This window comes from Mesorhizobium sp. C372A (assembly GCF_030323245.1).
Classification (GTDB): domain Bacteria; phylum Pseudomonadota; class Alphaproteobacteria; order Rhizobiales; family Rhizobiaceae; genus Mesorhizobium.
The window spans coordinates 642,714-663,814 of sequence record NZ_CP100475.1 but is presented as its reverse complement, the minus strand read 5'-3'; the positions used below and the strand labels follow the sequence as shown (position 1 = coordinate 663,814).

Below are 21,101 nucleotides of genomic sequence, written 5' to 3'. Positions count from 1 at the left end.
ACATGACTTATACAAACTTCACGGTCGACACCGACGCAGACGGCATCGCGCTGGTCACCTGGAACATGCCGGACCGCTCGATGAACGTCTTCACCGAAGAGGTGATGAACGAGCTCGACAAGATCATCGACCAGGTGGTGGCCGACGCCGCCATCAAGGGCGCGGTGATCACCTCGGGAAAGGACAGCTTCTCCGGCGGCGCCGACCTGACCATGCTGCAGAAGATGCTGGCCGTATTTGCCAAGGAGAAGACCAAGGACCCGGAGAAGGCGGCACAGCTTTTGTTCGACAATGCCGGCCGCATGGGTGGCTTGTGGCGCAAGCTCGAAACGTCGGGCAAACCTTGGGTCTCGGCGATCAACGGTACCTGCATGGGCGGCGCGTTCGAGCTGTCGCTGGCCTGTCATGGCCGCGTTGCCGCTGACTCCGAAAAGGTCAAGATGGCCTTGCCGGAAGTCAAGGTCGGCATCTTCCCTGGCGCCGGTGGCACCCAACGCGTGCCGCGCCTGACCGACCAGCAGCAGGCGTTGCAGATGCTGACCACCGGCCAGACGCTGTCGCCGCAGAAAGCCAAGGCGATGGGGCTGATCCACGAGATCGCCGAACCCGGCAAGCTGATCGAGACCGCCAAAGCGATGATCAGGAACGGCCTGAAAGCCGTCCAGCCCTGGGACGAGAAGGGCTTCAAGCTGCCTGGCGGCCAAATCTATACGCCGGCCGGCTTCAATCTGTGGCCCCCGGCCATCGCCATCCTGCGCCGCGAGACCTACGGCAATTATCCGGCCGCCGCGGCCATCCTGAAATGCGTCTATGAGGGCCTGCTGGTGCCGTTCGACACCGGTCTGCGCATCGAACAGCGCTATTTCACCGAAATCATGCAGTCCAAGGAAGCAGCAGCGATGATCCGCTCGCTGTTCGTCTCGCTGCAGGAGCTCAACAAGGGCGCCCGCCGTCCGGCCGGCGTGCCGGAGACCAAGTTCAAGAAGATCGGTATTCTCGGCGCCGGCTTCATGGGTGCCGGCATCGCCTTTGTCACCGCCAAGGCCGGCATCCCGGTCGTCCTGCTCGACCGCGACATGGCGTCGGCCGAAAAGGGCAAGGCGCATTCCGACAGCCTGATCTCCGATCAGGTCAAGAAGGGCCGCGCCAAGCCCGAGGAGAAGGACAGACTTCTGTCGCTGATCACGCCGACGGCCGACTATGCCGATCTCGCCGGCTGCGATCTGGTGGTCGAGGCGGTGTTCGAGGATTCGGCCGTCAAGAAGGCTGCCACCGAACAGGCCGAAGCCGTGCTGAAATCGTCAGCGGTCTTCGCCTCCAACACCTCGACCATCCCGATCACTGCACTGGCCAAGAATTCGGCGCGGCCGAAGAATTTCGTCGGCATCCACTTCTTCTCGCCGGTCGACAAGATGATGCTGGTCGAGATCATCCTGGGCAAGAAGACCGGCGACAAGGCGCTGGCCACCGCGATCGATTTCGTGCGCGCCATCAAGAAGACGCCGATCGTCGTCAACGACACGCGCGGCTTCTACGTCAACCGCTGCGTGCTGCGCTACATGTCGGAAGCCTACAAGATGCTGATCGAAGGCGTTCCGGCGCCGATGATCGAGAACGCCGCCAAGGCCGCCGGCATGCCGGTCGGCCCGCTGGCGCTGACCGACGAGACGGCGATCGACCTTGCCCAGAAGATCATGAAGCAGACCATCAGGGACCTCGGAGACAAGTCTGTCGACCCCAGGCAGATGGCGCTGATCAACACGCTGGTCGACACCCATGGCCGCTTCGGCCGCAAAAACGGCAAGGGTTTTTACGACTATCCCGCCAAGCCCGCCAGGAAGAAGCTGTGGCCGGGCCTGAAGGATCTCTATCCGCAGCTGGAGGCCGAGAAGGTCGACTATGAGGAACTGCAGCAGCGCCTGCTGGTAACCATTGCGCTGGAAGCCGCGCGGGTGATGGAGGAAGGCATCGTCACCGATCCGCGCGAGGCCGATGTCGGCTCGATCCTCGCCTTCGGTTTCGCGCCATTCACCGGCGGCGCGCTGTCCTATATCGACGGCATCGGCGCCGGGGAGTTCGTCAGAATAGCCAAGGGCCTGCAGAAGAAATACGGCGCCGAGTTCAAGGCGCCAAAGCTGCTGCTCGACCTGGCCGAGAAGGGCGAGACCTTCTACCAGCGCTTCGATCCCTATGCGAAAGGCGAGGTGAAGAAGGCCGCTTGAGCTAGCGCCCCATGTACGTCTGAGGGCGCCTTGCTTGCATGATGGCCACGACAAGGCGCCGTGGCCCTTACGCGGTCGGCAGCGAAAGTCGGCTGGCTTTTCGCTGCCTGCCGACATCGACTTCAACCTCCATCTCAACAACGCCCGCTACATGATGCTCGCCGACCTCGCGCATGACCCCGAAAATCGGAATCGATTTTCGGAAAGGATCATGCGCCAAATCAAAATGCTACAGCGTCCTTTGGCGCGTCCAATAGGACGCTTGCCCGCTCCGTTCAACCGCGGCCGCCGACCGAGGCCGCCGACCGAGGCCGAGCGGGTTTGCATGACCTCCCACCAGGGATTGCGCAGCCTGCCCAAGGCAGTTTGAGGCATCCATGACGACTTCGCCGCACGCAGCTTTTTTGAGAGATCGGGCCGCGCGCCGGTGGACAATCGGATGACCGCGCGTTAGAAGGAAAAGGTATTTTTTCCTGTTTTGAGGAGAGCGAATTGCTCTCGCATGACCGAGTTTGGGCAGCCATCGACGCTCTCGCCGAGCGCTATTCGCTGTCGGCCTCCGGCCTGGCCCGGCGCGCGGGTCTTGATTCGACCGCGTTCAACAAATCGAAGCGGCTGTCCTCGGATGGACGGCCGCGCTGGCCGTCGACCGAATCGCTGGCGAAGATCATCGAGGCGACAGGCGCTTCGCTCGACGAATTCACCGGGCTGGTCGAAGGCCGTGCCAAGGCCGCTTCGGGCTCGGTAGCCGCGCAGCGTTCGGCGGTGCCGCTGCTCGGCTTTGCCCAGGCCGGCGCCGGCGGCTTCTTCGATGATGCCGGCTATCCCTCAGGCCAGGGCTGGGACCTTGTCGAGCTTCCGGCACGGGCGACCGAAACCTCCTATGCGTTGAAGGTGCAGGGCGATTCCATGCTGCCGCTGTACCGCAATGGCGATGTGCTGATCGTCGAGCCGGGCGCCGCTACCCGCAAGGGCGACCGCGTCGTCGTCAAGACCAATGCCGGCGAAGTCATGGCCAAGGTGCTCGACCGCCAGACGACGAAATCGATCGTGCTGATTTCGCTCAACCCCGACCACCCGGACCGCGACATCGCGATGCGCGATGTCGAATGGGTGGCGCGGATCGTCTGGGCAAGCCAGTAGGTCTCGCGGTGCGTCTGCTTCAAATCCTCATAGCCCTCCTGCCGATCCCGGTGATGGTCGCCATTGTCGTCGCCGGCGGTCGCGCGCTGCATCGCGACGGCCCCGCCATTACTGTCGACCAGATCGACCCGGACACCGAGGCCGTGCCCGAGGAGCCGGCGACGTCGGCGATCCCCGAGGTCCAGCCCGTCAAGCCTCCGGCGCACTCGCCTCCGGTGCATTCGAGGGCGATCGATCCCGAGGCCATCGCTCCGCCGCCGCTGCCGGCAGAAGAACTTGAACGGGTTGAGCCACGCGCGCCGCTGAGCGACCTGGCGCTGGCCGGGCCGCCCAAGCCGCGTGGGCGCAGAGCGGTCGACGACTGGGGAGGAACAAAACTGTTCCAGCCGGTCGCGGCCGCCGCCGGCCTGATCGAAGCCAATGGTTATTCCGTGACGGTCTCCGGCATCGACATCGTCAGGCAAGACGAGACCTGCACCGAGGGCGGCAAGTCCTGGGCTTGCGGTATCAGGGCGCGCACCGCGTTCCGGTCTTTCCTGCGCGGCCGGGCCGTTGCCTGCAAGGTGCCGCCGGAGGCCGACCGTGCGCTGATCGCCGCCGAATGCCGCATCGGCAAGCTGGATGTCGGCCAGTGGCTGGTCGAAAACGGCTGGGCGCGCGCCACGGCAGCCGGCCCCTATGTCGAAGCGGGCGACAAGGCGCGCGCCGCCAAGAAGGGCGTCTTCGGCGCCGCGACCGATCTTGGCGGCCTGCCACCGGCGCCAACGCCTGTTGTGGCACCGACGGCGTCGCAACCGATCCTCGATGCCCCGGCGATAGACACGCCGCTGGCCGGGACGGAAATTACGCCGCCAGCTGACCAGCCAGCGCCCGCTCAATGAGCGCGCGGGTTTCGGCGATGCCGTAGAGGGCTGCGAACGAACCGAAGCGCGGTCCGCGTTCCTGGCCGATCAGCACCTGGTAGATCATCTGGAAGAAAGCGCCCGAGACACCAGGGCCGCCGTCCGGGCTCTTCTTCGAATGGTCCTGATAGCGTTCGATCTTGCGCGCCACGTTGAGCGAAGCGTTCTGGATCGCTTCGCCGTCGGCGCCGGCCGGCAGGCCAGCAAGCGCGTTGCCAAGCGCTTCCAGCGCGACGCGTTCGACATCGTCGGCCGGCCGGAAGGTCTTCGTCGGCTTCACGAAATCGTCGAAGTAGCGGATGGCGAAACCGACCAGCTGGTCGAGTTCGGGATGCGTCGCCGGCGTCACGCCAGATGCATGGCGCGAGATGAAGCCCCACAGCACATCCTTGTTTTGCGCGTTGGAGGCGCTGACCAGGTTGAGCAGCAGCGAGAACGGCACCGGCATGTCGATGGAAGGCGGCTTGCCGTCATGCATGTGCCAGACCGGATTGCCCAGCCGCTCCTTCCAGTCCTGGCGCGGATAGGCGTTGAGGAAGGTGTAGTACTCGTCGACGGCGCGTGGGATGACGTCGAAATAGAGCTTTTTCGCCTGCCTTGGCCGCTGATACATATAGAGGCCGAGGCTTTCGGTCGGCGCGTAGCGCAGCCATTCGTCGATGGTCAGCCCGTTGCCCTTCGACTTCGAGATCTTCTGGCCGTTCTCGTCCAGGAACAGTTCGTAGACGAAATGCTCGGGCGCGCGCCCGCCGAGAATGTTGCAGATGCGGTCGTAGATCACCGCGTTCGTCTGGTGGTCCTTGCCGAACATTTCGAAATCGACGCCGAGCGCTGCCCAGCGCATGCCGAAATCCGGCTTCCACTGCAGCTTGACCTTCCCGCCGGTCACCGAAAGCGTGGTCTCGGTGCCCTCATCGTCGAAGGTGATGTTGCCGGCCTTGGCGTCGACATGCTTCATCGGCACGTAGAGCACGCGCCCGCTCTTCGGCGAGATCGGCAGGAACGGGCTGTAGGTTGCCTGCCGCTCCGGCCCCAGCGTCGGCAGCATCACCGCCATGATCTGCTCATAGCGCTCGGCGGCGCGCACCAGCATCGCATCGAAGCGGCCGGCCTTGTAGTACTGCGTGGCGCTGGCGAATTCGTAGTCGAAGCCGAACGTGTCGAGGAAGCGGCACAGCATCGCGTTGTTGTGGTCGCCAAAGCTCGGATAGTCGCCGCCGAACGGATTGGGCACCGCCGACAGGGGCATATGCAGATAGGGCTCGAGCGCTGCGCGATCCGGCACATTGTCGGGGATTTTGCGCATGCCGTCCATATCGTCGGAGAAGCAGAGCAGCTTGGTCTTGACCTTGTTCCCGGTCAGCACGTGAAAGGCATGGCGCACCATCGAGGTGCGCGCGACCTCGCCGAACGTGCCGATATGCGGCAGGCCCGACGGGCCGTAGCCGGTCTCGAACAGGACGATCTCCGGGAAGTCGCCGCCCTTGTAGCGCTCGATGATCTTTTTGGCTTCCTCGAACGGCCAGGCCTTGCTTTCGGCGGCTGCCGCAAGCATTTCGGGGTTGAGATCGGCGATGTTTGATCCCGTCATGTCAAAGTTCCAGTCATGGCCGGCTTTCGCGGCTGGTAAGATTTTTCAACCGGGTCTCTAGGCGCGACAGGGCGGAGCGTCAACGATATCAGGCGTTTTCGTTGCGACGGCGCCGTGGCGTCCCTACCTTCGACCCTCACTATCAAGGAGTTTTGAATGCCGTTGCCGTCCACCCATGAAGCCCTGATCTACCTGATGGTCATCACCTCGGCTTCCGATCGCGACATGACCGATATCGAACTGGCGCGCATCGGCGACGTCGTCCGCAGCTGGCCGGTGTTCGAGGATTTCAAGCAGGACAGGCTGATCGCCATTGCGCAGGACTGCCAGAAGATGCTGCATGAAAAGGATGGGTTGGAAGGCGTGCTCGAGCGTGTCGCCGAGACTTTGCCCGAACGGCTGCACGACACCGCCTATGCCGCGGCCTTCGAGGTTGCCGCCGTCGATCTAGAAATGCGCATGGAGGAATTGCGGGTGCTGCAGTTGATCCGGCGTGAGCTCGATCTCGACACGCTGACCGCCGCAGCCATCGCGCGCGGGGCGAAGGCCCGCCTGCGCACGCTGACCTGATCCAGCCCCTAAAGGAAGCTGACCGGGACCGGATCAGAAAAAGCTGACCGGGAACCGGATCAGAAGAAACTGACCGGGAAATAGCGCAGGTAGAATTCGGCGAAGGTGCCTTTCACCGATATCTCCTGCAGCGCGTAGTCCATGGCTGCGGCCAGCGCTGGGTCGCTGGCCCGGGTGGCAATGGTCATGCCGGACCCCAGATATTCCGGCGCCAGGTAGGGTCCACCGGCGAAGCGGCAGCAACCGGCGGCGTCCGTGCCGCCCAGCCAGAAGGAAAAGCGCATGCCGTCGCCGAAGGCGGCATCGATCTTGGCGCTCTTCAAGTCGCTGTAGAGGTCTTCCGGCCGTTGAAAGCGGATGATCTGCACGGTGCCGAAATAATCGCGCAGCATCTTTTCATGCGCCGAGCCGGCCAGCACGCCGACCCGCTTCGAGCGCAATTTGTCGAGGATCGGCTCGGCGAAGGCCTTGGTCTTCGGCATGATGAAGCGCGCCGGAAACTGTAGATAGGAGCGCGAAAAGCTGTACTTCGCCCGCGTCTCCGGCGTTGCGGCGATGCCGGCGATGATCGCCTCGCCTTCGCCCTTCTGCAACGCGTCGTCGAGTTCGGCCCAGGGCAGCGCCTGGATCTGGCATTTGTCGGCGATGTCGAGTTCGGCGCAAATCGCCCGCGCCAGGTCGATGTGGAAGCCGGACAGTCGGCCCGTGCCGTCGAGAAAATTGAAGGGCGGGAAATCGGTTGTGGTGAGGAACCTGAGCCTCGGCAGCGCCGCAAGGTCCGGCTTCGGCAGCCGCTCCTTGGCATCCCAATGCACCGGCACCTGCGGTTCCGCTGCCCGCACAGCGCCGGCAAACGGCTGCACTCCGATCAGCATCGACAGCAAGGCGATGGTTATCCAGCGTGATGTCACAAAAAACTCCGCCCGTCTTGGCCGTTGGCTTGTGATACGAAAACGGCGCAGGCACAATTGTTTTTGATTTCAAAGGGCAAATTTCGGGTTATGCTTTGGCGAGGTTGCAAATAGCCGCACAGAGTCGGCCCGGGGTTGGCGGTCGCTGGCGTTAGAAAAGCTAAGGATGTGGCTTTGCAATCCGGGGTTGATGGCTAAGTGCGGGGCAGGCACGTAGCATCGGTCTCAAGAGCGGTAGGCAACATGGGGTAGATGTTGCGATGGGTTATTTTGACCGGACACTTGAATATATTGACCGGGTGCAGCGTGCCGACACGTCGGCTGCGGTGTGCGAGCAGCTACTTAGTGTCACCTCGAATTTCGGATTGACGGCCCTGATAGCCGCAACGGTGCCGCAGCCCGGTACACCAAGCAGCCAGACGAAGGACCATGTGCTGCTCTGCGATTGGCCTAGCGAATGGCTGGAGCGTTACTTATCGCGCAACTACGTCGACCACGATCCGGTGGTCAGCCATTTGAAGCAGTTTCGGGCGCCATTCCAATGGCGCGATGCCGTTCAAAGCATGCCCGCCGACAAGAGCAGCGCCGAGGTAATGCGCGACGCCCGCCAGTTCAAGCTGCGTGACGGCCTCGCCTTCCCGCTGATCACGCTCGAAGGCCAGATCGCGCTGGTCTCGCTGGGCGGTGAGGCGGTCGAACTGTCCGAAGCCGAATTCGCAATGGTCTCGCTGGCCTCCACCTATGCCATCGGCCGCGCCATGCAGCTTCAAACGACGGCCGGCAAATCTATCGATCACATTGAATTGACGCCGCGCGAGCGCGAATGCCTGCAATGGGCGGCGGTCGGAAAATCCGAGTGGGAGATTTCGCAGATCCTCGGCATCTCGGAGCATACCTCTGAGAAACACCTTCTCAACGCCAAGAGCAAACTAGGCGCCGCCAACCGTGTGCAGGCAGTCGCCGAAGCAGTCAGGCACGGCTATATCAGCTAGGCCGGTTCTGGCGGCCCGAAATTTATGGCCGCATTGTCGGCGTCATATCTTCAGAAAAGACCGGCCCCTGTCGTCCTCTTGAGACGGCTAATGCTTTCTTAACGCCAAAAGCAGACTCGGCGTCGCCAACAGGGTGCACGCCATCGCGGAGGCGTTTAGGCGCAGCTATATTAGCCATGTCGGCTGTGGCAGCCTGGAAATCCTTGCCAACACCTTCGCGCAATTTTTTCGGGAAAGCCCGGCCGTATCTTCCTCTTAAGCCCAGGAGACGGCTAATGCTATTTTCCCTTACCACTCAACAACTGATGGAACGTCCCGACCTATGGGAGGCCGTCCATCGCCTGCGTTACAAGGTCTTCGTCGATGAGATGCGGTGGACCGATCTCGATCGCCCGGACGGCCTCGAAATCGATCAATTCGACCATGATGAGGCCGAACACCACCTTGTCATACGCAATGGCGAGCTTGCAGGCTATCATCGGATGCTGCCGACCACACGGCCGCATCTCCTTAGCGATGTGATGCCGGAACTCTGCGAGGGAAAGCGCCCTTCGGGACCGAATGTCTGGGAGCTAACCCGTTACGCGGTGGCGCCAGGCTTTCGCGATGGCAAGCGCGGCGTGTCTACGGTCGGCACCGAACTGATCGCCGGCTTCGTCGAATGGGGCCTTGCTCGCAATGTCGATCAGGTCATTATCGAGGTCGAGCCGGTGTGGGTGCTGCGGACGCTGCAGTTGCACTTCCTGGCGACGCCGCTCGGTTACCAGCGCACCTATGGCAACCAGCAGGTCGTCGCCACACTGCTGACCTTCAACGAGCATACGCTGGATGTCGTGCGTTCGCGCCGCAACCATCACGCCCCGGTGTTGGTCAGGGGCACCCCCCACATGCTCGGCATGCGGCAGGCGTCGTGAGACTGTCTTCACCCGACGCGCTTTAATGCATGTCGCTCAAAGTGGCCCCGGTTTTGAGAGAACGACATGCATGAAACAAAGACCTAAAGCGCGTCGCGTGAATCCGTTCAAATGCGACGCGCTTTAGACAATGGCCACAGAGCCCACCTCCGTGTGGGGGTGGGCTCTGTAATTTCAGCCTCTGCATCGAGGCCAGTCTCTACTTCTCGAGAAACGACGGCCCGTCGCCGACGATCTTCTTATCTTCCTTGCCGATGGCGTCGAGATCGCGCCCATCATAGGGCAGCGACAACAGGATGCGCCGCATGACGGCCAGCCGCGAGCGTCGCTTGTCATTGGCCCGCACGATGATCCAGGGCGCGAACTGTTTGTGCGTGCGCTCGACCATCTGGTCGCGCGCCTTGGTGTAGTCGTCCCATTTGGTAATGCCGGCAATATCGATCGGCGAGAACTTCCAGTTCTTCAGCGGAGACCAGCGGCGGTCGTGAAACCGTTCGAGCTGGGTTTCGCGGCCGATGTTGAGCCAGAATTTGAAGAAATAGATGCCGTCGTTGGAGATCATCCGCTCGAAATGCGGCGTCTCGTCGAGGAATTTTGCATGCTGTTCCGGTGTGCAGAAGCCCATCACCGGCTCGACGCCGCCGCGGTTGTACCAGGACCGGTCGAAGGTGACGAATTCGCCCGATGTCGGGAAATGGGCGACGTAGCGCTGGTAGTACCATTGCCCGACTTCGGTTGGGGTCGGCTTGGTCAGCGCCACATTGCGCGCGGTTCGAGGATTGAGATACTGGCGCAGCACCGAGATGGTGCCGCCCTTGCCGGCGGCATCGCGCCCCTCGAACAGCGACATCACTCTGCTGCCGGTCGCCTGCAGCCAGGCCTGCGCCTTGACCAGTTCGATCTGCAGCCGCTCCAGCGTCTCGTCATACTCCTCGCTCTTCATTTTCTTGTCGTAGGGGTAGTCGCCTGCGGTCAGTTTGTGGTCCTCGATCCAGCTGGGAAGCTCGGGGTTTTCGATGTCGAACTCCCGCTCCTTGCCGTCCACCTTGATCTTCAGCGGCCCCTTTGCCGGCTCTGCGGCGGGACTTTCCTTGGCTTTTTTCATCGAGACGAACCTTTCCAGCTTGCGGACTCATGCTATGGGGGGCCTCAAACCCGGTCCAGCGGAAGTTTCGGCGGGACCGGCGCAGAAGCACGGAAAGCACGAATGGCTGACACCGGCGCAGAGCGGACAACCACGGGGCAGGCCGTCGCCGGCCGGCTGTGGAACAGCCGATGGCTGCTTGCCGCCGGTGCGATCGCCATCATGGCCGTTTATGGGTTTGCCGGTATCTCCGCCTATGTCGTCCTGGCTGCGTTGACGGTGCTGCTGGCCGCCGCGCTTCTGCCAACCGGTGGCGCCAGCCGGTCTGCTGAGACCATTACCACGGTCGAGGCGAGCGGGCTGCAGCGGCTTTCCGGCGAATATCTTGCGGCTGCCGTTGCCGATCCGCTGATCATCTTCGACCGCACCGCCACCATCGTCCACGCCAATGCCGCCGCCTATGCCGCCTTTGGCGGCATCGCGCCCGGCCTGTCGCTGTCGCTGAAATTCCGCGCCCCGGAAATGCAGGCATTGCTGGGCGGCGTGCTGTCGGGAGCCGTCGCCTCCGATGCCGTCGACTACACCGAGAAGCTGCCGGTGGAACGCGCCTACCGGGTCAGCGCGTCCTCGGTCGGCCACGCCACCGATCTCTATGTGCTGGTATTCAAGGACCAGAGCGAGACGCGCCGCATCGACCGCATGCGCGCTGACTTCATAGCCAATGCCAGCCACGAGTTGCGCACCCCGCTTGCTTCGATCTCGGGCTTCATCGAGACGTTGCGCGGCCCGGCCCGCAACGATCCGGCGGCGCGCGAGCAGTTCCTGCAGATCATGCAGAACCAGACCGGCCGCATGGCGCGCCTCATCGACGATCTCCTGTCGCTGTCGAGGCTTGAAATGAAGCCTTACCTGAGGCCGGGAACCGAGGTCGATCTGCGCCAGACCATCGACAGCGTCATCGATTCACTGGGCCCGCTCGCCAGCGAGAACGGCGTCGTCGTCGAACGCGACTACGCCGAGGGGCCGCTCGACGTGCCCGGAGACCGCGACGAGCTGTTCCAGGTGTTCGAGAATCTCTTGGAAAACGCCTGCAAATACGGCCAGCCTGGCGGACGCGTCACGGTGTCGATCGCGCGGGGCGAGGCCGGCCCGGAACCGGGCATCGATGTCACCATCAGGGACTATGGCCCGGGCATCCCGGAAGAGCACATACCGCGCATTACCGAGCGCTTCTATCGCGTCGACGTGGAGAGCAGCCGCACCCAGAAAGGCACCGGTCTTGGCCTGTCCATCGTCAAGCATATTCTGACGCGCCACAACGCCCGGCTTTCGATCAAGTCGGAAGTTGGCAAGGGAGCGGCGTTCACGGTCCATTTGCCGGCAGGCTGAGGCGGTACTATCTGCTAACTGCCTGTTTCTTCTTTCTGTCATCCGGCTAGCGTATCAGCACAGGGTCGAGGAAAACGACTCAAAAGGCCAAAGATTTAAGGAAGGCATTTCGCCCATGCAGTCCGTACACATTGTCAGCGCCTATGACGAAGAGCTGAAATACCTGGCGAAGCGCATCGCTGCGATGGGCGGCCATGCCGAGCGCATGGTCGAGCAGGCGATCCAGGCGCTGGTCAATGCCGATCCCGGCCTCGCCCAGAAGGTCATTCGTGACGATATCGTGCTTGACGATGGCCAGCGCGAAATCGACGACAAAGCCATCGTCATCATCGCCAAGCGCCAGCCCATGGCGACGGATCTGCGCGAGATCGTCGGCGCCATCCGCATTTCGGCCGACCTCGAACGGGTCGGTGACCTCGCCAAGAACGTCGCCAAGCGTGTGGTCAGCGTCATTGACGGCCGCCAGCCGACCAGCCTGTTTCGCGGCCTCGAGGCGCTGGCCGAACTCGCTTTGACCCAGCTCAAGGAAGTGCTCGACGTCTATGCCTCGCGCTCGGTCGAGAAAATAGGCTTCGTTCGCGACCGCGACGACCAGATCGATGCCATGTACACCTCGCTGTTTCGCGAATTGCTGACCTACATGATGGAAGATCCGCGCAACATCACGCCGTGCACGCATCTGCTGTTTTGCGCCAAGAACATCGAGCGCATCGGCGACCACGCCACCAACATTGCCGAGACGATCTACTACATCGTCACCGGCGAGCAGTTGCCGGCCGAGCGTCCCAAGGGCGACAAGACCGACAAGGTTGCCCTGCCGGCGCTGCCGGTGAAGTGATCGCGCGCCCCTCGAACGCTTAATCATATTGCGCTAAACTGCCCGGATGTTAGCGTCTCGGTTCCTGGCCAAGGCCAGGCGCTCAGGAGGCTGCGATGGAATATGTCCGAGAGTTCAAGCCGGCGCCGGCATCGTCCGGCATCATCGCGTCGAGCGTCTACACCGCCGGCAAGCGCATCGCCGACATACCGATCGAGGAGGCCGGCGAATGGGCCAAGAAGTCGGGCCATGTCGTCTGGATCGGGCTGCTCGAACCCGACCGCGAGCTTCTGCTGCGCGTCAAGGCGCAATTTCATCTGCACGAACTGGCGATCGAAGACGCCGAACATCCGCACCAGCGGCCGAAGATCGAGCAATATGGCGATGCGCTGTTCATCGTTGCCCGCACTGCACAGCTGATCGACGGACGCGTCACCTTCGGCGAGACGCATCTGTTCGTCGGCTCAGGCTATATCGTCAGCGTCAGGCATGGTCCCTCGACCTCATACGCCGCCGTGCGCCAGCACTGGGAAAGCTGTCCGCACTCACTGGCCAAGGGCGAGGATTTCGTCCTCTACGCCATTCTCGACTTCATCGTCGACAACTACATGCCGGTGCTCGAGCAGATCGAGGACGAGGTCGAGGCGATCGAGGACAGGGTGCTGCTGAAGCCGATGACCGGTCCCGACATCGAGCGGCTCTATATGCTGCGCCGCGATCTGTTGCGCCTGCGCAATGCGGCGCTGCCGCTGGTCGAGGTCTGCCGCCGGCTGACCAGCGCCGACCTGCCGCAGATCCATACCGCCATGCATCCGCTGTTTCGCGATGTCACCGATCATATCCGCACCGTGCAGGAAAAGATCGACAGCCTGCGCGAGGTTCTGGCCTTCGCTTTCGAAGCCAGCCTGCTGGTCGGCCAGAGCCAGGAAACCGCGAACACCAAGAAGCTGGCCTCATGGGCCGCGATCCTGGCGGTGCCGACGGCGCTCGCCGGCATTTACGGCATGAATTTCGACGACATGCCGGAGCTGAAGATGCAATACGGCTATCCCGTCGTATTGGTCTCGATCGCGCTGATCTGCTCGTTTTTGTATTGGCGATTTCGGAAGAGTGGGTGGCTGTGATGGTAGGCAGTAGGCAGTAGGCAGTAGGCAGTAGGCAGTAGGCAGTAGGCAGAATAAGGTAGCGCCTCACGAGCGCTACCCCATTCCCTACTGCCCAGTCCCCAATCCCTATTCCTAACTACCGGCTTCTGCGCCGCTCTGAAGCCGGCTGGAACGCCACCCTTGCGTGGTACTTGCAGTAAGGTCCGGTTTCGGCCGCCTCGTTGCCGCAGAAGTTGAAGTCTTCCGACAGCGGATCGCCATTCGGCCATTTGCAGGTGCGCTCGGTGAGATCGGTGAGCTGCAGATGCCGCGAGATCGGCACGACGACGTTTTCGACCGGGCGGATGTAGTGGCGCGCCACTGGCTCGGCGTCGAACTGCGCCTGCAGCGCGTTCGCCCCGATCGAAGTCGTGACATGGCGCTGCGTGGTTGCGGCGCGCGGCACCGATTTCTGGATCGAAGATCCCTGCGTTGTCTTCTTCTGACGCGCCGGCGTTGCAGTCGAGCGTCCGCGGCCCGACAGCTTCAGCCGGTGCACCTTGCCGATGACCGCGTTGCGGCTGACCCCGCCGAGTTGGGCGGCGATCTGGCTTGCGCTCAAGCCCTCCGACCACAGTTTCCTGAGAAGTTCGACCCGCTCGTCAGTCCAGTTCATGAGACCGCGCTCCTGCTATGTGTGCGGCAGCCGGAATCCGTTCCCGACCCGGCAATCTTTGCCGGGGCAGACACCACATATATTAGGTGATTAGGTCCGCCGCACGAAATCTAGTTATTTCCCGACTACAATTACCTCATGTGTTGACTCGGTGACAAGAGTCCCAGGTGCAACACGAATCGGTTTTTTAGGTTTTCCCCAACTTGCCCGGTCGCTTATGAGCCGGCGTCTCGTCGGGAGCTGGCCACGCGCCTCTGCACGACGTTTTCGTTGACTTCATGGCCGAAAAACACGATAAGCCGCAAAGGCCGCCGCTTTGGCGGCTTTTTTGATTTTTCCGGTACCGGAGACGCATATAATGAGCGGTTCGGCGCTTTACGAGACCTTTGCCCGCGCCCCTTTGGCCTTCGACCATGGCGAAGGCACCTGGCTGGTTACCGACAAGGGCGAGCGATATCTCGATTTCGCTGGCGGCATCGCGGTCAATTCGTTGGGCCACAGCCATCCGCATCTGGTCTCGGCGCTGACCGAACAGGCGGCCAAGCTCTGGCACGTCTCCAATCTCTACGAGATCCCGGGGCAGGCCCGGCTCGGCGAGCGGCTGGCTGACGCCACCTTCGCCGACAAGGTGTTCTTCACCAATTCCGGCGCCGAGGCGCTCGAATGCGCGATCAAGACGGCGCGCCGCTACCAGTTCGTCAAGGGCCATCCCGAGCGCTTCCGGGTCATCACCTTCGAAGGCGCCTTCCACGGCCGCACGCTGGCGACCATCGCCGCCGGCGGCCAGTACAAATATCTCGAAGGTTTTGGGCCCAAGGTCGAAGGCTTCGACCAGGTCGGCTTCGACGACATCGACGCCGCCGAAAAGGCGATCACACCAGAGACCGCCGCGATCCTGATCGAACCGGTGCAAGGCGAGGGCGGCATCCGCCCGGTGCCGACGCAATCCTTGAAACGGCTGCGGCAGCTCTGCGACCAGCACGGCCTGCTGCTGATCTTCGATGAGGTCCAGTGCGGTATCGGTCGCACCGGAAAGCTGTTCGCGCATGAATGGACCGGCGTGACGCCCGACATCATGGCGATTGCCAAGGGCATTGGCGGCGGCTTTCCGATGGGCGCGTGCCTCGCCACCGACGACGCTGTCGTCGGCATGACGGCAGGCGTGCATGGCACCACTTTCGGCGGCAATCCGCTGGCCATGGCGGTCGGCAACGCTGTGCTCGACGTCGTGCTGGAAGACGGCTTCCTCGAAGACGTCCAGCGCAAGGCATTGCTGATGAAGCAGGGCCTGGCGGCGGTCGCCGACGAATTTCCTGATGTCATCGAAGGCACCAGGGGCAGCGGCCTGATGCTTGGCCTGAAATGCGCCATGCCCAACACCAAGGTCAACATGGCGCTGCGCGACCAGCATCTGCTGGCGGTGCCGGCAGGCGACAACGTCATTCGTCTGCTGCCGCCGCTGACCGTCACCGACGCCGAGATCGGCGAAGCGCTCGATCGCATCCGCGCCGGCGCCAAGGGCCTGACCGACGCCATCGCCGCGGCCGCCGCGAAGTAATCCCGAGAACCATTCCCGATGAGCCTTCGCCATTTCACCGATCTTTCCGCCGTTTCCGAAGGCGATCTGCGCCTGATGCTGGACGATGCGGTGGTGCGCAAGGCGCGCCTCAAGGCCGGCGAACGGACCAAACCGCTCGAAGGCAAGGTGCTGGCCATGATCTTCGACAAGCCGTCGACGCGCACGCGCGTGTCCTTCGACGTTGGCATGCGACAGCTCGGCGGCGAGACCATCATGCTGACCGGCACCGAAATGCAGCTCGGCCGCTCCGAGACCATTGCCGACACCGCCAAGGTGCTGTCGCGCTATGTCGACGCCATCATGATCCGCACCACGTCGCATGAGCGGCTGCTCGAGCTGACCGAGAATGCCACGATTCCGGTCATCAACGGGCTGACCGACGACACCCATCCCTGTCAGCTGATGGCCGACATCATGACCTTCGAGGAGCATCGCGGTCCGGTTGCCGGCAAGACCATCGCCTGGACCGGCGACGGCAACAACGTGCTGCATTCGCTGCTCGAGGCCTCGGCGCGGTTCCGCTTCAACCTGAACGTCGCAGTGCCGGAAGGCAGCGAGCCGGCGCAAAAGCACATCGACTGGTCGAAGTCCAATGGCGGCAAGCTGCACTTCACCCGCTCGCCCGAAGAGGCCGTCGACCAAGCCGACTGCATCGTCACCGACTGCTGGGTGTCTATGGGCCAGGAACACCGCGCCCGCGGCCATAATGTCTTCTCGCCCTATCAGGTCAATGCGGCGCTGATGGCCAGGGCCAAGCCCGACGCCCTGTTCATGCACTGCCTGCCGGCGCATCGCGGCGAGGAAGTCACCGACGAGGTCATCGACGGTCCGCATTCGGTGGTCTTCGACGAAGCCGAGAACCGGCTCCACGCCCAGAAGGCGGTTTTGGCCTGGTGTCTGGGCGCTTGATCTCCAGGCGCTTGATCTCCAAGCGCTTGATCCGGGGCGACGCGATGCCTATTTGCGCCCCATCACGCAAATCAAGCGCGTTTGGACGCATGCACCCCTCCGGGCCGCATGGCCGCGCCCTGGAGCTTTGTCATGTTGGAAACGCATCAAGTGACTGAACATCACCCCAAACTCGGCGAGTTCGGCTATGCCGGCGACGATCATGTCGTGCCCTTCGAGGTAGGCCCGCTCGACGTGCGCGGCCGCACCGTGCAGCTCGGGCCGATGCTCGACGCCATCCTCAACCGTCATGACTATCCCGAGCCGGTCGCCCGCCTGCTGGCGGAAGCCTGTGTGCTGACGGTGCTGCTCGGCACCTCGCTCAAATTCGAGGGCAAGTTCATCCTGCAGACCCGCACCGACGGGCCTGTCGACATGCTGGTCGCGGATTTCTCCACGCCCTCGGCATTGCGCGCCTATGCGCGCTTCGATGCCGACCGGCTGGAGGCCCTGGTGGCCGCAGGCCAGACCTCGCAGCAGACGCTGCTGGGCAGCGGCGTTTTGGCGCTGACCATCGACCAGGGGGCGCACACGCAGCGCTATCAGGGCATCGTCCAGCTCGACGGCGAGACGCTGGAAGACGCCGCGCGCACCTATTTCCGCCAGTCGGAGCAGATCCCGACCGACCTCAGGCTGTCGGTGGCCAAGCTGCTGACGCCCGGCCCCGGCGGTGCGCGCGAGCAGTGGCGCGCCGGCGGTATCCTGGCGCAGTTCCTGCCGCAGTCGCCCGAGCGCATGCGCGTGCCCGACATTTCGGGGGGCGACGGCGATCCGCGCGACGTGATGAACGAGCCGGCCGACAATTCTTGGCGCGAGCTGGTGGCGCTGCTCGGCACCATCGAGCCGACCGAGCTGATCGACCCGACCATCGGCGCCGAGCGGCTGCTCTACAGGCTGTTCCACGAACATGGCGTGCGCGTCTTCGGCGGCGTGCCGGTTGCCGACCAATGTTCCTGCTCAAGGGACAAGATACGCGGCATCCTCGAGGGGTTTTCCGCGCAGGAGATCAAGGACAGCACCGAAGATGGCGGCATCCACGTCGCCTGCGAGTTCTGCTCGAAGCAGTACGACTTCGACCCGGCGGAGTTTGCAGCTCAGTAGCATCTCTTCCTTCTCCCCGTTCCCGGGGAGAAGGTGCCTGAAGGGCGGATGAGGGGCAGCGCGAACTTTGGTGAATGGCCGCGCATAGCCTACGTCATGTGCGTGGAAGATGACCTCATGAGTCTGGCGCTGCCCCTCATCGCCCTGCCGGGCATTTCTCCCCGTATAGTGACGGGGAGAAAACCCCTAATTCACCGTCCGTCGGGTCCCCGGCAGATCCAGCGAAAACGCGGGAATAGCGACGTCGAACGTCTCGCCCTTTTTGTTGCGCATGGTGTAGTGGCCGACCATGAAGCCGGACGGCGTCGAGAGCGGGCAGCCTGACGTGTATTGATAGCTGTCGCCGGGATTGAGCTCAGGCTGGTCGCCGACCACGCCGGCGCCGCGCACTTCCTCGACCCGGCCGCTGCCGTCGGTGATGTGCCAGTAACGCGACATAAGCTGCACGAAATCGTCCGACTGGTTGTCGATCGTCACCTGGTAGCCCCAGACATAACGGTTCTCCGCCGGGTCCGAGCGGTCCTCCAGGTAGAACGGTCTGACCTGCACTTCGATGTTGCGCGTGACGGCGCGATACATGGGCTGCTCCGGTTGCGCGGCAAGGAACATTTGTCGCGCTATGCGGTTTGATACGCGCACAACGGCATGTCCTGCCAGCCTCAAAGCGGAGGTGCCGACAAACAATGTCATTTAAGTGACACATGACAGTGTTGGTGTGCGCAAACCTTGCCGGCGACTCAAGGCCCATCTGTCGACTGACAAAGCAGCCGCGAGCGGCCTTTCCGGAGTGACCAGATCTCATGGAACTAGCTCTCACAGCCGCCTTCGCTTCCTCCGCTTTGCTTCTTTCCAATCTCGCCAGCATCCTGCTTGCTTCGTCGAAACTGCAAGCGCGTCGCCTTATCCCTCCGCCGTCCGACGAGCAGCCACCGGTCTCGATCGTCGTGCCGTCGCGCGGCGTGGAGCCGTTCACACAAGAGACGCTGCAGCGAGCCTTCTCGCTCGACTGGCCGCGCTACGAACTGATCTTCTGCGTCGCTCACGCCGACGATCCCGTCGTCAAACTGATAAACAGGGCGATCGTCCTGTTTCCCAACGTGCCGGCCCGGCTGCTGATCGGCGACGACCGCGTCAGCAGCAACCCGAAGCTCAACAACTGCGTCAAGGGCTGGGAAGCGGCGCGCTATCATTGGGTTATTCTGGCGGATTCCAACGTGCTGATGCCAAGGGATTACGTCCAGCACCTGATGGCGGCCTGGCGGACCAATACCGGGCTTATCTGCTCGACGCCGATCGGCTCTCGGCCGGATGGCTTTTGGGCCGAGGTCGAATGCGCGTTCCTCAACACGCTGCAGGCGCGCTGGCAATATGCCGGCGAGGCGCTCGGTCTCGGCTTTGCCCAAGGCAAGAGCATGCTGTGGAACAAGCCGATGCTCGATACCAGTGGCGGTATCCGCGCGCTGGCCGCCGAGATCGCCGAGGATGCTGCTGCAACCAAGCTGGTCAACGGACTGGGCCTGCGCGTCAATCTCGTTGCCTCGCCTTTCGAGCAACCACTGGGGCAGCGCCGACTTGCCGACATCTGGTCGCGCCAGGCGCGCTGGGCGCGGTTGCGCCGCGTCACCTTCCCGCTGTTTTTCGCACCCGAGATCCTGACCGGCGTCGCCGTGCCGTTGGCGTTGGCACTGGTGGCGGCCGCAAGTGCCGGCATCAGCCTGCCGGCCACGGTGTTGGCCGTGCTGACGGCGGCCTACATTCCCGAATGCGCGCTGGCCGCGGCCAAGGGCTGGCATCTGTCGCTGCGCCTGGTCCCGGCGATGATGGTCCGCGACATGATGCTTCCCGCCATCTGGGCGCGCGGCTGGCTGAGCGGCGCCGTCGACTGGCGCGGCAACATCATGACCATCGGCACCAAGACGGCCGAACTGGAAGAGGTTTCGTCGGGAGCGTGACGCCTCGCGGCCTATCCGGCTGCCTTCAGCGCCTGCGCAACGTCCTCCAGCAGATCGTCCGTATCCTCAAGACCGACCGACAGCCTGAGCGTTCCCGGCCCGATGCCAAGCTCGGCGCGAGCTTCGTCGCTGAGGTTCTTGTGCGTGGTGGTCGCCGGATGGGTGATCAGGCTCTTGGCGTCGCCGAGATTGTTGGAGATCAGCACGATGTCGAGCGCGTTCTGCAAGGCGAAGGCCGCCTGCTTGCCGCCCTTGACGTCGAGGCAGATCAGCGTCGATCCGCCCGTCATCTGCTTCTTGACGATGTCGGCCTGCGGGTGGTCGGCGCGGCCGGGATAGATGACGCGGGCGATTTCCGGCCGTCCTGCCAGGAAATCCGCGATCTTGGCCGCGCTTTCCGTCTGCTGGCGCACCCGAACCGGCAGCGTCTCCAGGCCCTTGAGCAGCGTCCAGGCGTTGAACGGCGACAGGCTCGGGCCGGTGTGGCGGAAATAGTCGTGCAAATTCTCGTCGATCCATTTCTTGTCCGACAGGATGATGCCGCCGAGACAGCGTCCCTGGCCGTCAATGTGCTTGGTCGCGGAGTAGACGACGATATGGGCGCCGAGCTGCAAGGGCTTCTGCTGCAAGGGCGTGGCAAAGACATTGTCGACGATCAGCCTGGCGCCGATCGAGGTGGCGAGCGCCGCCACCGCTGCGATGTCGACCACTTCCAGCGTCGGATTGGTCGGGCTTTCCAGGAAGAACAGTTTCGTGTTCGGCCGCACCGCCTTTTCCCAGTTGGCGATGTCGGTGCCGTCGACCAGCGTTGCCTCGATGCCGTATTTCGGCGCCAGCGTCTCCACCACCCAGCGGCAGGAGCCGAACAGCGCGCGCGCCGCAACGATATGGTCGCCGGCCTTGGCGCTGCACAGGAGCGCTGCCGTCACCGCCGCCATGCCGGACGCCGTGGCGCGCGCATCTTCGGCACCCTCCAGCGCGCACATGCGCTTTTCGAACATGTCGACGGTAGGGTTGGCATAGCGCGAATAGATGAAGCCCGGCTCCTCGCCCTTGAAACGGGCCTCGGCAGCCTGCGCCGTCTCGTAGACATAGCCCTGGGTGAGGTACATCGCTTCGGACGTCTCGCCGAACTGGGAACGCAGCGTTCCCCCGTGCACGAGTGCGGTCTGAGGTTTCCAGTTACGCTTCTTGGTGCTCATCGCTTTTGTTCCAGACACAAAAA

Annotated in this window: 19 protein-coding genes and 1 pseudogene; 14 read left to right on the top strand and 6 right to left on the bottom strand. The window is 63.1% G+C overall.

From position 1 onward, the window contains the following. The first annotated feature begins 2 nt into the window (after nucleotides 1-2). The 4 genes and pseudogenes from NLY42_RS03015 (at nucleotide 3) to NLY42_RS03005 (ending at nucleotide 4,246) form a co-directional block, all read left to right on the top strand. Entirely contained in the window at nucleotides 3-2,222 is a 2,220-nt protein-coding gene (locus tag NLY42_RS03015) for a 3-hydroxyacyl-CoA dehydrogenase NAD-binding domain-containing protein (protein ID WP_023755139.1), read from the top strand. A 38-nt stretch (nucleotides 2,223-2,260) separates the two neighbouring features. Further along, nucleotides 2,261-2,388, top strand: a pseudogene (locus NLY42_RS31990) (thioesterase family protein); the annotation flags it as partial. A gap of 326 nt (nucleotides 2,389-2,714) precedes the next feature. After that, nucleotides 2,715-3,365 (top strand): S24 family peptidase, encoded by a 651-nt coding sequence (locus tag NLY42_RS03010; RefSeq protein ID WP_023681959.1) that lies wholly within the window; start codon nucleotides 2,715-2,717, stop codon nucleotides 3,363-3,365. 8 nt (nucleotides 3,366-3,373) lie between these two features. Next, a complete protein-coding gene (locus NLY42_RS03005) occupies nucleotides 3,374-4,246 on the top strand; it encodes a thermonuclease family protein (RefSeq protein WP_023755138.1) in 873 nt (290 codons plus the stop codon). On the opposite strand, the gene NLY42_RS03000 is transcribed toward NLY42_RS03005, so the two are convergent. Continuing rightward, nucleotides 4,209-5,858 (bottom strand): lysine--tRNA ligase, encoded by a 1,650-nt coding sequence (locus tag NLY42_RS03000; protein ID WP_023732412.1) that lies wholly within the window; start codon nucleotides 5,856-5,858, stop codon nucleotides 4,209-4,211. The two genes, NLY42_RS03005 and NLY42_RS03000, sit on opposite strands and share 38 nt — an antisense overlap. Nucleotides 5,859-6,014: 156 nt before the next feature. Between NLY42_RS03000 and NLY42_RS02995 the strand changes: the two genes are divergently transcribed. Then, nucleotides 6,015-6,428 (top strand): tellurite resistance TerB family protein, encoded by a 414-nt coding sequence (locus tag NLY42_RS02995; RefSeq protein WP_023688697.1) that lies wholly within the window; start codon nucleotides 6,015-6,017, stop codon nucleotides 6,426-6,428. 59 nt (nucleotides 6,429-6,487) lie between these two features. Here the strand turns inward: NLY42_RS02995 and NLY42_RS02990 are convergent, their stop codons facing one another. Next, nucleotides 6,488-7,303, bottom strand: coding sequence for an ABC transporter substrate-binding protein (locus NLY42_RS02990; RefSeq protein ID WP_050591125.1), 816 nt, complete (start codon nucleotides 7,301-7,303; stop codon nucleotides 6,488-6,490). 296 nt (nucleotides 7,304-7,599) lie between these two features. On the opposite strand from NLY42_RS02990, the gene NLY42_RS02985 reads away from it, so the two are divergent. Together NLY42_RS02985 and NLY42_RS02980 are read left to right on the top strand one after the other, a co-directional pair. After that, complete coding sequence (locus NLY42_RS02985; protein WP_023669621.1) at nucleotides 7,600-8,331, top strand: helix-turn-helix transcriptional regulator; 732 nt, start codon at nucleotides 7,600-7,602, stop codon at nucleotides 8,329-8,331. Between the two features lie 275 nt (nucleotides 8,332-8,606). Continuing rightward, nucleotides 8,607-9,245, top strand: coding sequence for an acyl-homoserine-lactone synthase (locus NLY42_RS02980; protein ID WP_023692538.1), 639 nt, complete (start codon nucleotides 8,607-8,609; stop codon nucleotides 9,243-9,245). 199 nt (nucleotides 9,246-9,444) lie between these two features. On the opposite strand, the gene ppk2 is transcribed toward NLY42_RS02980, so the two are convergent. Continuing rightward, a complete protein-coding gene (ppk2, locus tag NLY42_RS02975) occupies nucleotides 9,445-10,350 on the bottom strand; it encodes a polyphosphate kinase 2 (protein WP_023738211.1) in 906 nt (301 codons plus the stop codon). A gap of 102 nt (nucleotides 10,351-10,452) precedes the next feature. Between ppk2 and NLY42_RS02970 the strand changes: the two genes are divergently transcribed. From NLY42_RS02970 to NLY42_RS02960, 3 genes are all read left to right on the top strand, one after another. After that, nucleotides 10,453-11,718: an ATP-binding protein gene (locus tag NLY42_RS02970; protein ID WP_023755136.1), complete on the top strand. Its 1,266-nt coding sequence runs from the start codon at nucleotides 10,453-10,455 to the stop codon at nucleotides 11,716-11,718. A gap of 115 nt (nucleotides 11,719-11,833) precedes the next feature. Further along, nucleotides 11,834-12,556 (top strand): phosphate signaling complex protein PhoU, encoded by a 723-nt coding sequence (gene phoU / locus NLY42_RS02965; RefSeq protein WP_023692535.1) that lies wholly within the window; start codon nucleotides 11,834-11,836, stop codon nucleotides 12,554-12,556. A gap of 95 nt (nucleotides 12,557-12,651) precedes the next feature. Further along, nucleotides 12,652-13,659 (top strand): magnesium and cobalt transport protein CorA, encoded by a 1,008-nt coding sequence (locus NLY42_RS02960; RefSeq protein WP_023669626.1) that lies wholly within the window; start codon nucleotides 12,652-12,654, stop codon nucleotides 13,657-13,659. Between the two features lie 118 nt (nucleotides 13,660-13,777). On the opposite strand, the gene NLY42_RS02955 is transcribed toward NLY42_RS02960, so the two are convergent. Then, the gene (locus NLY42_RS02955) at nucleotides 13,778-14,296 is read right to left on the bottom strand and encodes a GcrA family cell cycle regulator (protein ID WP_023669627.1); all 519 of its coding nucleotides are present in this window, start codon (nucleotides 14,294-14,296) and stop codon (nucleotides 13,778-13,780) included. A 358-nt stretch (nucleotides 14,297-14,654) separates the two neighbouring features. On the opposite strand from NLY42_RS02955, the gene NLY42_RS02950 reads away from it, so the two are divergent. The 3 genes from NLY42_RS02950 to NLY42_RS02940 all read left to right on the top strand — a co-directional run bounded on the left by NLY42_RS02950 (nucleotide 14,655) and on the right by NLY42_RS02940 (nucleotide 17,924). Beyond that, entirely contained in the window at nucleotides 14,655-15,854 is a 1,200-nt protein-coding gene (locus NLY42_RS02950) for an aspartate aminotransferase family protein (RefSeq protein ID WP_023755135.1), read from the top strand. Nucleotides 15,855-15,872: 18 nt separating this feature from the next. Then, on the top strand, nucleotides 15,873-16,784 hold the full coding sequence (argF, locus tag NLY42_RS02945; RefSeq protein WP_023669629.1) for an ornithine carbamoyltransferase: 912 nt from the start codon (nucleotides 15,873-15,875) through the stop codon (nucleotides 16,782-16,784). A gap of 108 nt (nucleotides 16,785-16,892) precedes the next feature. Beyond that, nucleotides 16,893-17,924: an Hsp33 family molecular chaperone gene (locus NLY42_RS02940; RefSeq protein WP_031202777.1), complete on the top strand. Its 1,032-nt coding sequence runs from the start codon at nucleotides 16,893-16,895 to the stop codon at nucleotides 17,922-17,924. 186 nt (nucleotides 17,925-18,110) lie between these two features. Here the strand turns inward: NLY42_RS02940 and apaG are convergent, their stop codons facing one another. Next, nucleotides 18,111-18,503 carry a Co2+/Mg2+ efflux facilitator ApaG/CorD gene (gene apaG, locus NLY42_RS02935; protein WP_023738215.1) on the bottom strand — a complete coding sequence of 131 codons (393 nt, stop codon included), beginning with the start codon at nucleotides 18,501-18,503 and terminating at the stop codon, nucleotides 18,111-18,113. A 221-nt stretch (nucleotides 18,504-18,724) separates the two neighbouring features. Between apaG and NLY42_RS02930 the strand changes: the two genes are divergently transcribed. Continuing rightward, nucleotides 18,725-19,876 carry a ceramide glucosyltransferase gene (locus NLY42_RS02930; protein ID WP_023755134.1) on the top strand — a complete coding sequence of 384 codons (1,152 nt, stop codon included), beginning with the start codon at nucleotides 18,725-18,727 and terminating at the stop codon, nucleotides 19,874-19,876. 11 nt (nucleotides 19,877-19,887) lie between these two features. Here the strand turns inward: NLY42_RS02930 and NLY42_RS02925 are convergent, their stop codons facing one another. Next, nucleotides 19,888-21,078, bottom strand: a complete 1,191-nt coding sequence (locus NLY42_RS02925) for an O-succinylhomoserine sulfhydrylase (RefSeq protein ID WP_023669633.1) — start codon at nucleotides 21,076-21,078, stop codon at nucleotides 19,888-19,890. Nucleotides 21,079-21,101: the final 23 nt, after the last annotated feature.

What these genes read in the sequence shown, in the direction of transcription:
- NLY42_RS03015 (WP_023755139.1), top strand. Translation starts at nt 3, where the DNA reads ATGACTTATACAAACTTCACGGTCGACACCGACGCAGACGGCATCGCG.
- NLY42_RS03000 (WP_023732412.1), bottom strand. Translation starts at nt 5,858, where the DNA reads ATGACGGGATCAAACATCGCCGATCTCAACCCCGAAATGCTTGCGGCA.
- NLY42_RS02995 (WP_023688697.1), top strand. Translation starts at nt 6,015, where the DNA reads ATGCCGTTGCCGTCCACCCATGAAGCCCTGATCTACCTGATGGTCATC.
- NLY42_RS02990 (WP_050591125.1), bottom strand. Translation starts at nt 7,303, where the DNA reads ATGCTGATCGGAGTGCAGCCGTTTGCCGGCGCTGTGCGGGCAGCGGAA.
- NLY42_RS02985 (WP_023669621.1), top strand. Translation starts at nt 7,600, where the DNA reads ATGGGTTATTTTGACCGGACACTTGAATATATTGACCGGGTGCAGCGT.
- NLY42_RS02980 (WP_023692538.1), top strand. Translation starts at nt 8,607, where the DNA reads ATGCTATTTTCCCTTACCACTCAACAACTGATGGAACGTCCCGACCTA.
- ppk2 (WP_023738211.1), bottom strand. Translation starts at nt 10,350, where the DNA reads ATGAAAAAAGCCAAGGAAAGTCCCGCCGCAGAGCCGGCAAAGGGGCCG.
- NLY42_RS02970 (WP_023755136.1), top strand. Translation starts at nt 10,453, where the DNA reads ATGGCTGACACCGGCGCAGAGCGGACAACCACGGGGCAGGCCGTCGCC.
- phoU (WP_023692535.1), top strand. Translation starts at nt 11,834, where the DNA reads ATGCAGTCCGTACACATTGTCAGCGCCTATGACGAAGAGCTGAAATAC.
- NLY42_RS02960 (WP_023669626.1), top strand. Translation starts at nt 12,652, where the DNA reads ATGGAATATGTCCGAGAGTTCAAGCCGGCGCCGGCATCGTCCGGCATC.
- NLY42_RS02955 (WP_023669627.1), bottom strand. Translation starts at nt 14,296, where the DNA reads ATGAACTGGACTGACGAGCGGGTCGAACTTCTCAGGAAACTGTGGTCG.
- NLY42_RS02950 (WP_023755135.1), top strand. Translation starts at nt 14,655, where the DNA reads ATGAGCGGTTCGGCGCTTTACGAGACCTTTGCCCGCGCCCCTTTGGCC.
- argF (WP_023669629.1), top strand. Translation starts at nt 15,873, where the DNA reads ATGAGCCTTCGCCATTTCACCGATCTTTCCGCCGTTTCCGAAGGCGAT.
- NLY42_RS02940 (WP_031202777.1), top strand. Translation starts at nt 16,893, where the DNA reads ATGGCCGCGCCCTGGAGCTTTGTCATGTTGGAAACGCATCAAGTGACT.
- apaG (WP_023738215.1), bottom strand. Translation starts at nt 18,503, where the DNA reads ATGTATCGCGCCGTCACGCGCAACATCGAAGTGCAGGTCAGACCGTTC.
- NLY42_RS02930 (WP_023755134.1), top strand. Translation starts at nt 18,725, where the DNA reads ATGGAACTAGCTCTCACAGCCGCCTTCGCTTCCTCCGCTTTGCTTCTT.
- NLY42_RS02925 (WP_023669633.1), bottom strand. Translation starts at nt 21,078, where the DNA reads ATGAGCACCAAGAAGCGTAACTGGAAACCTCAGACCGCACTCGTGCAC.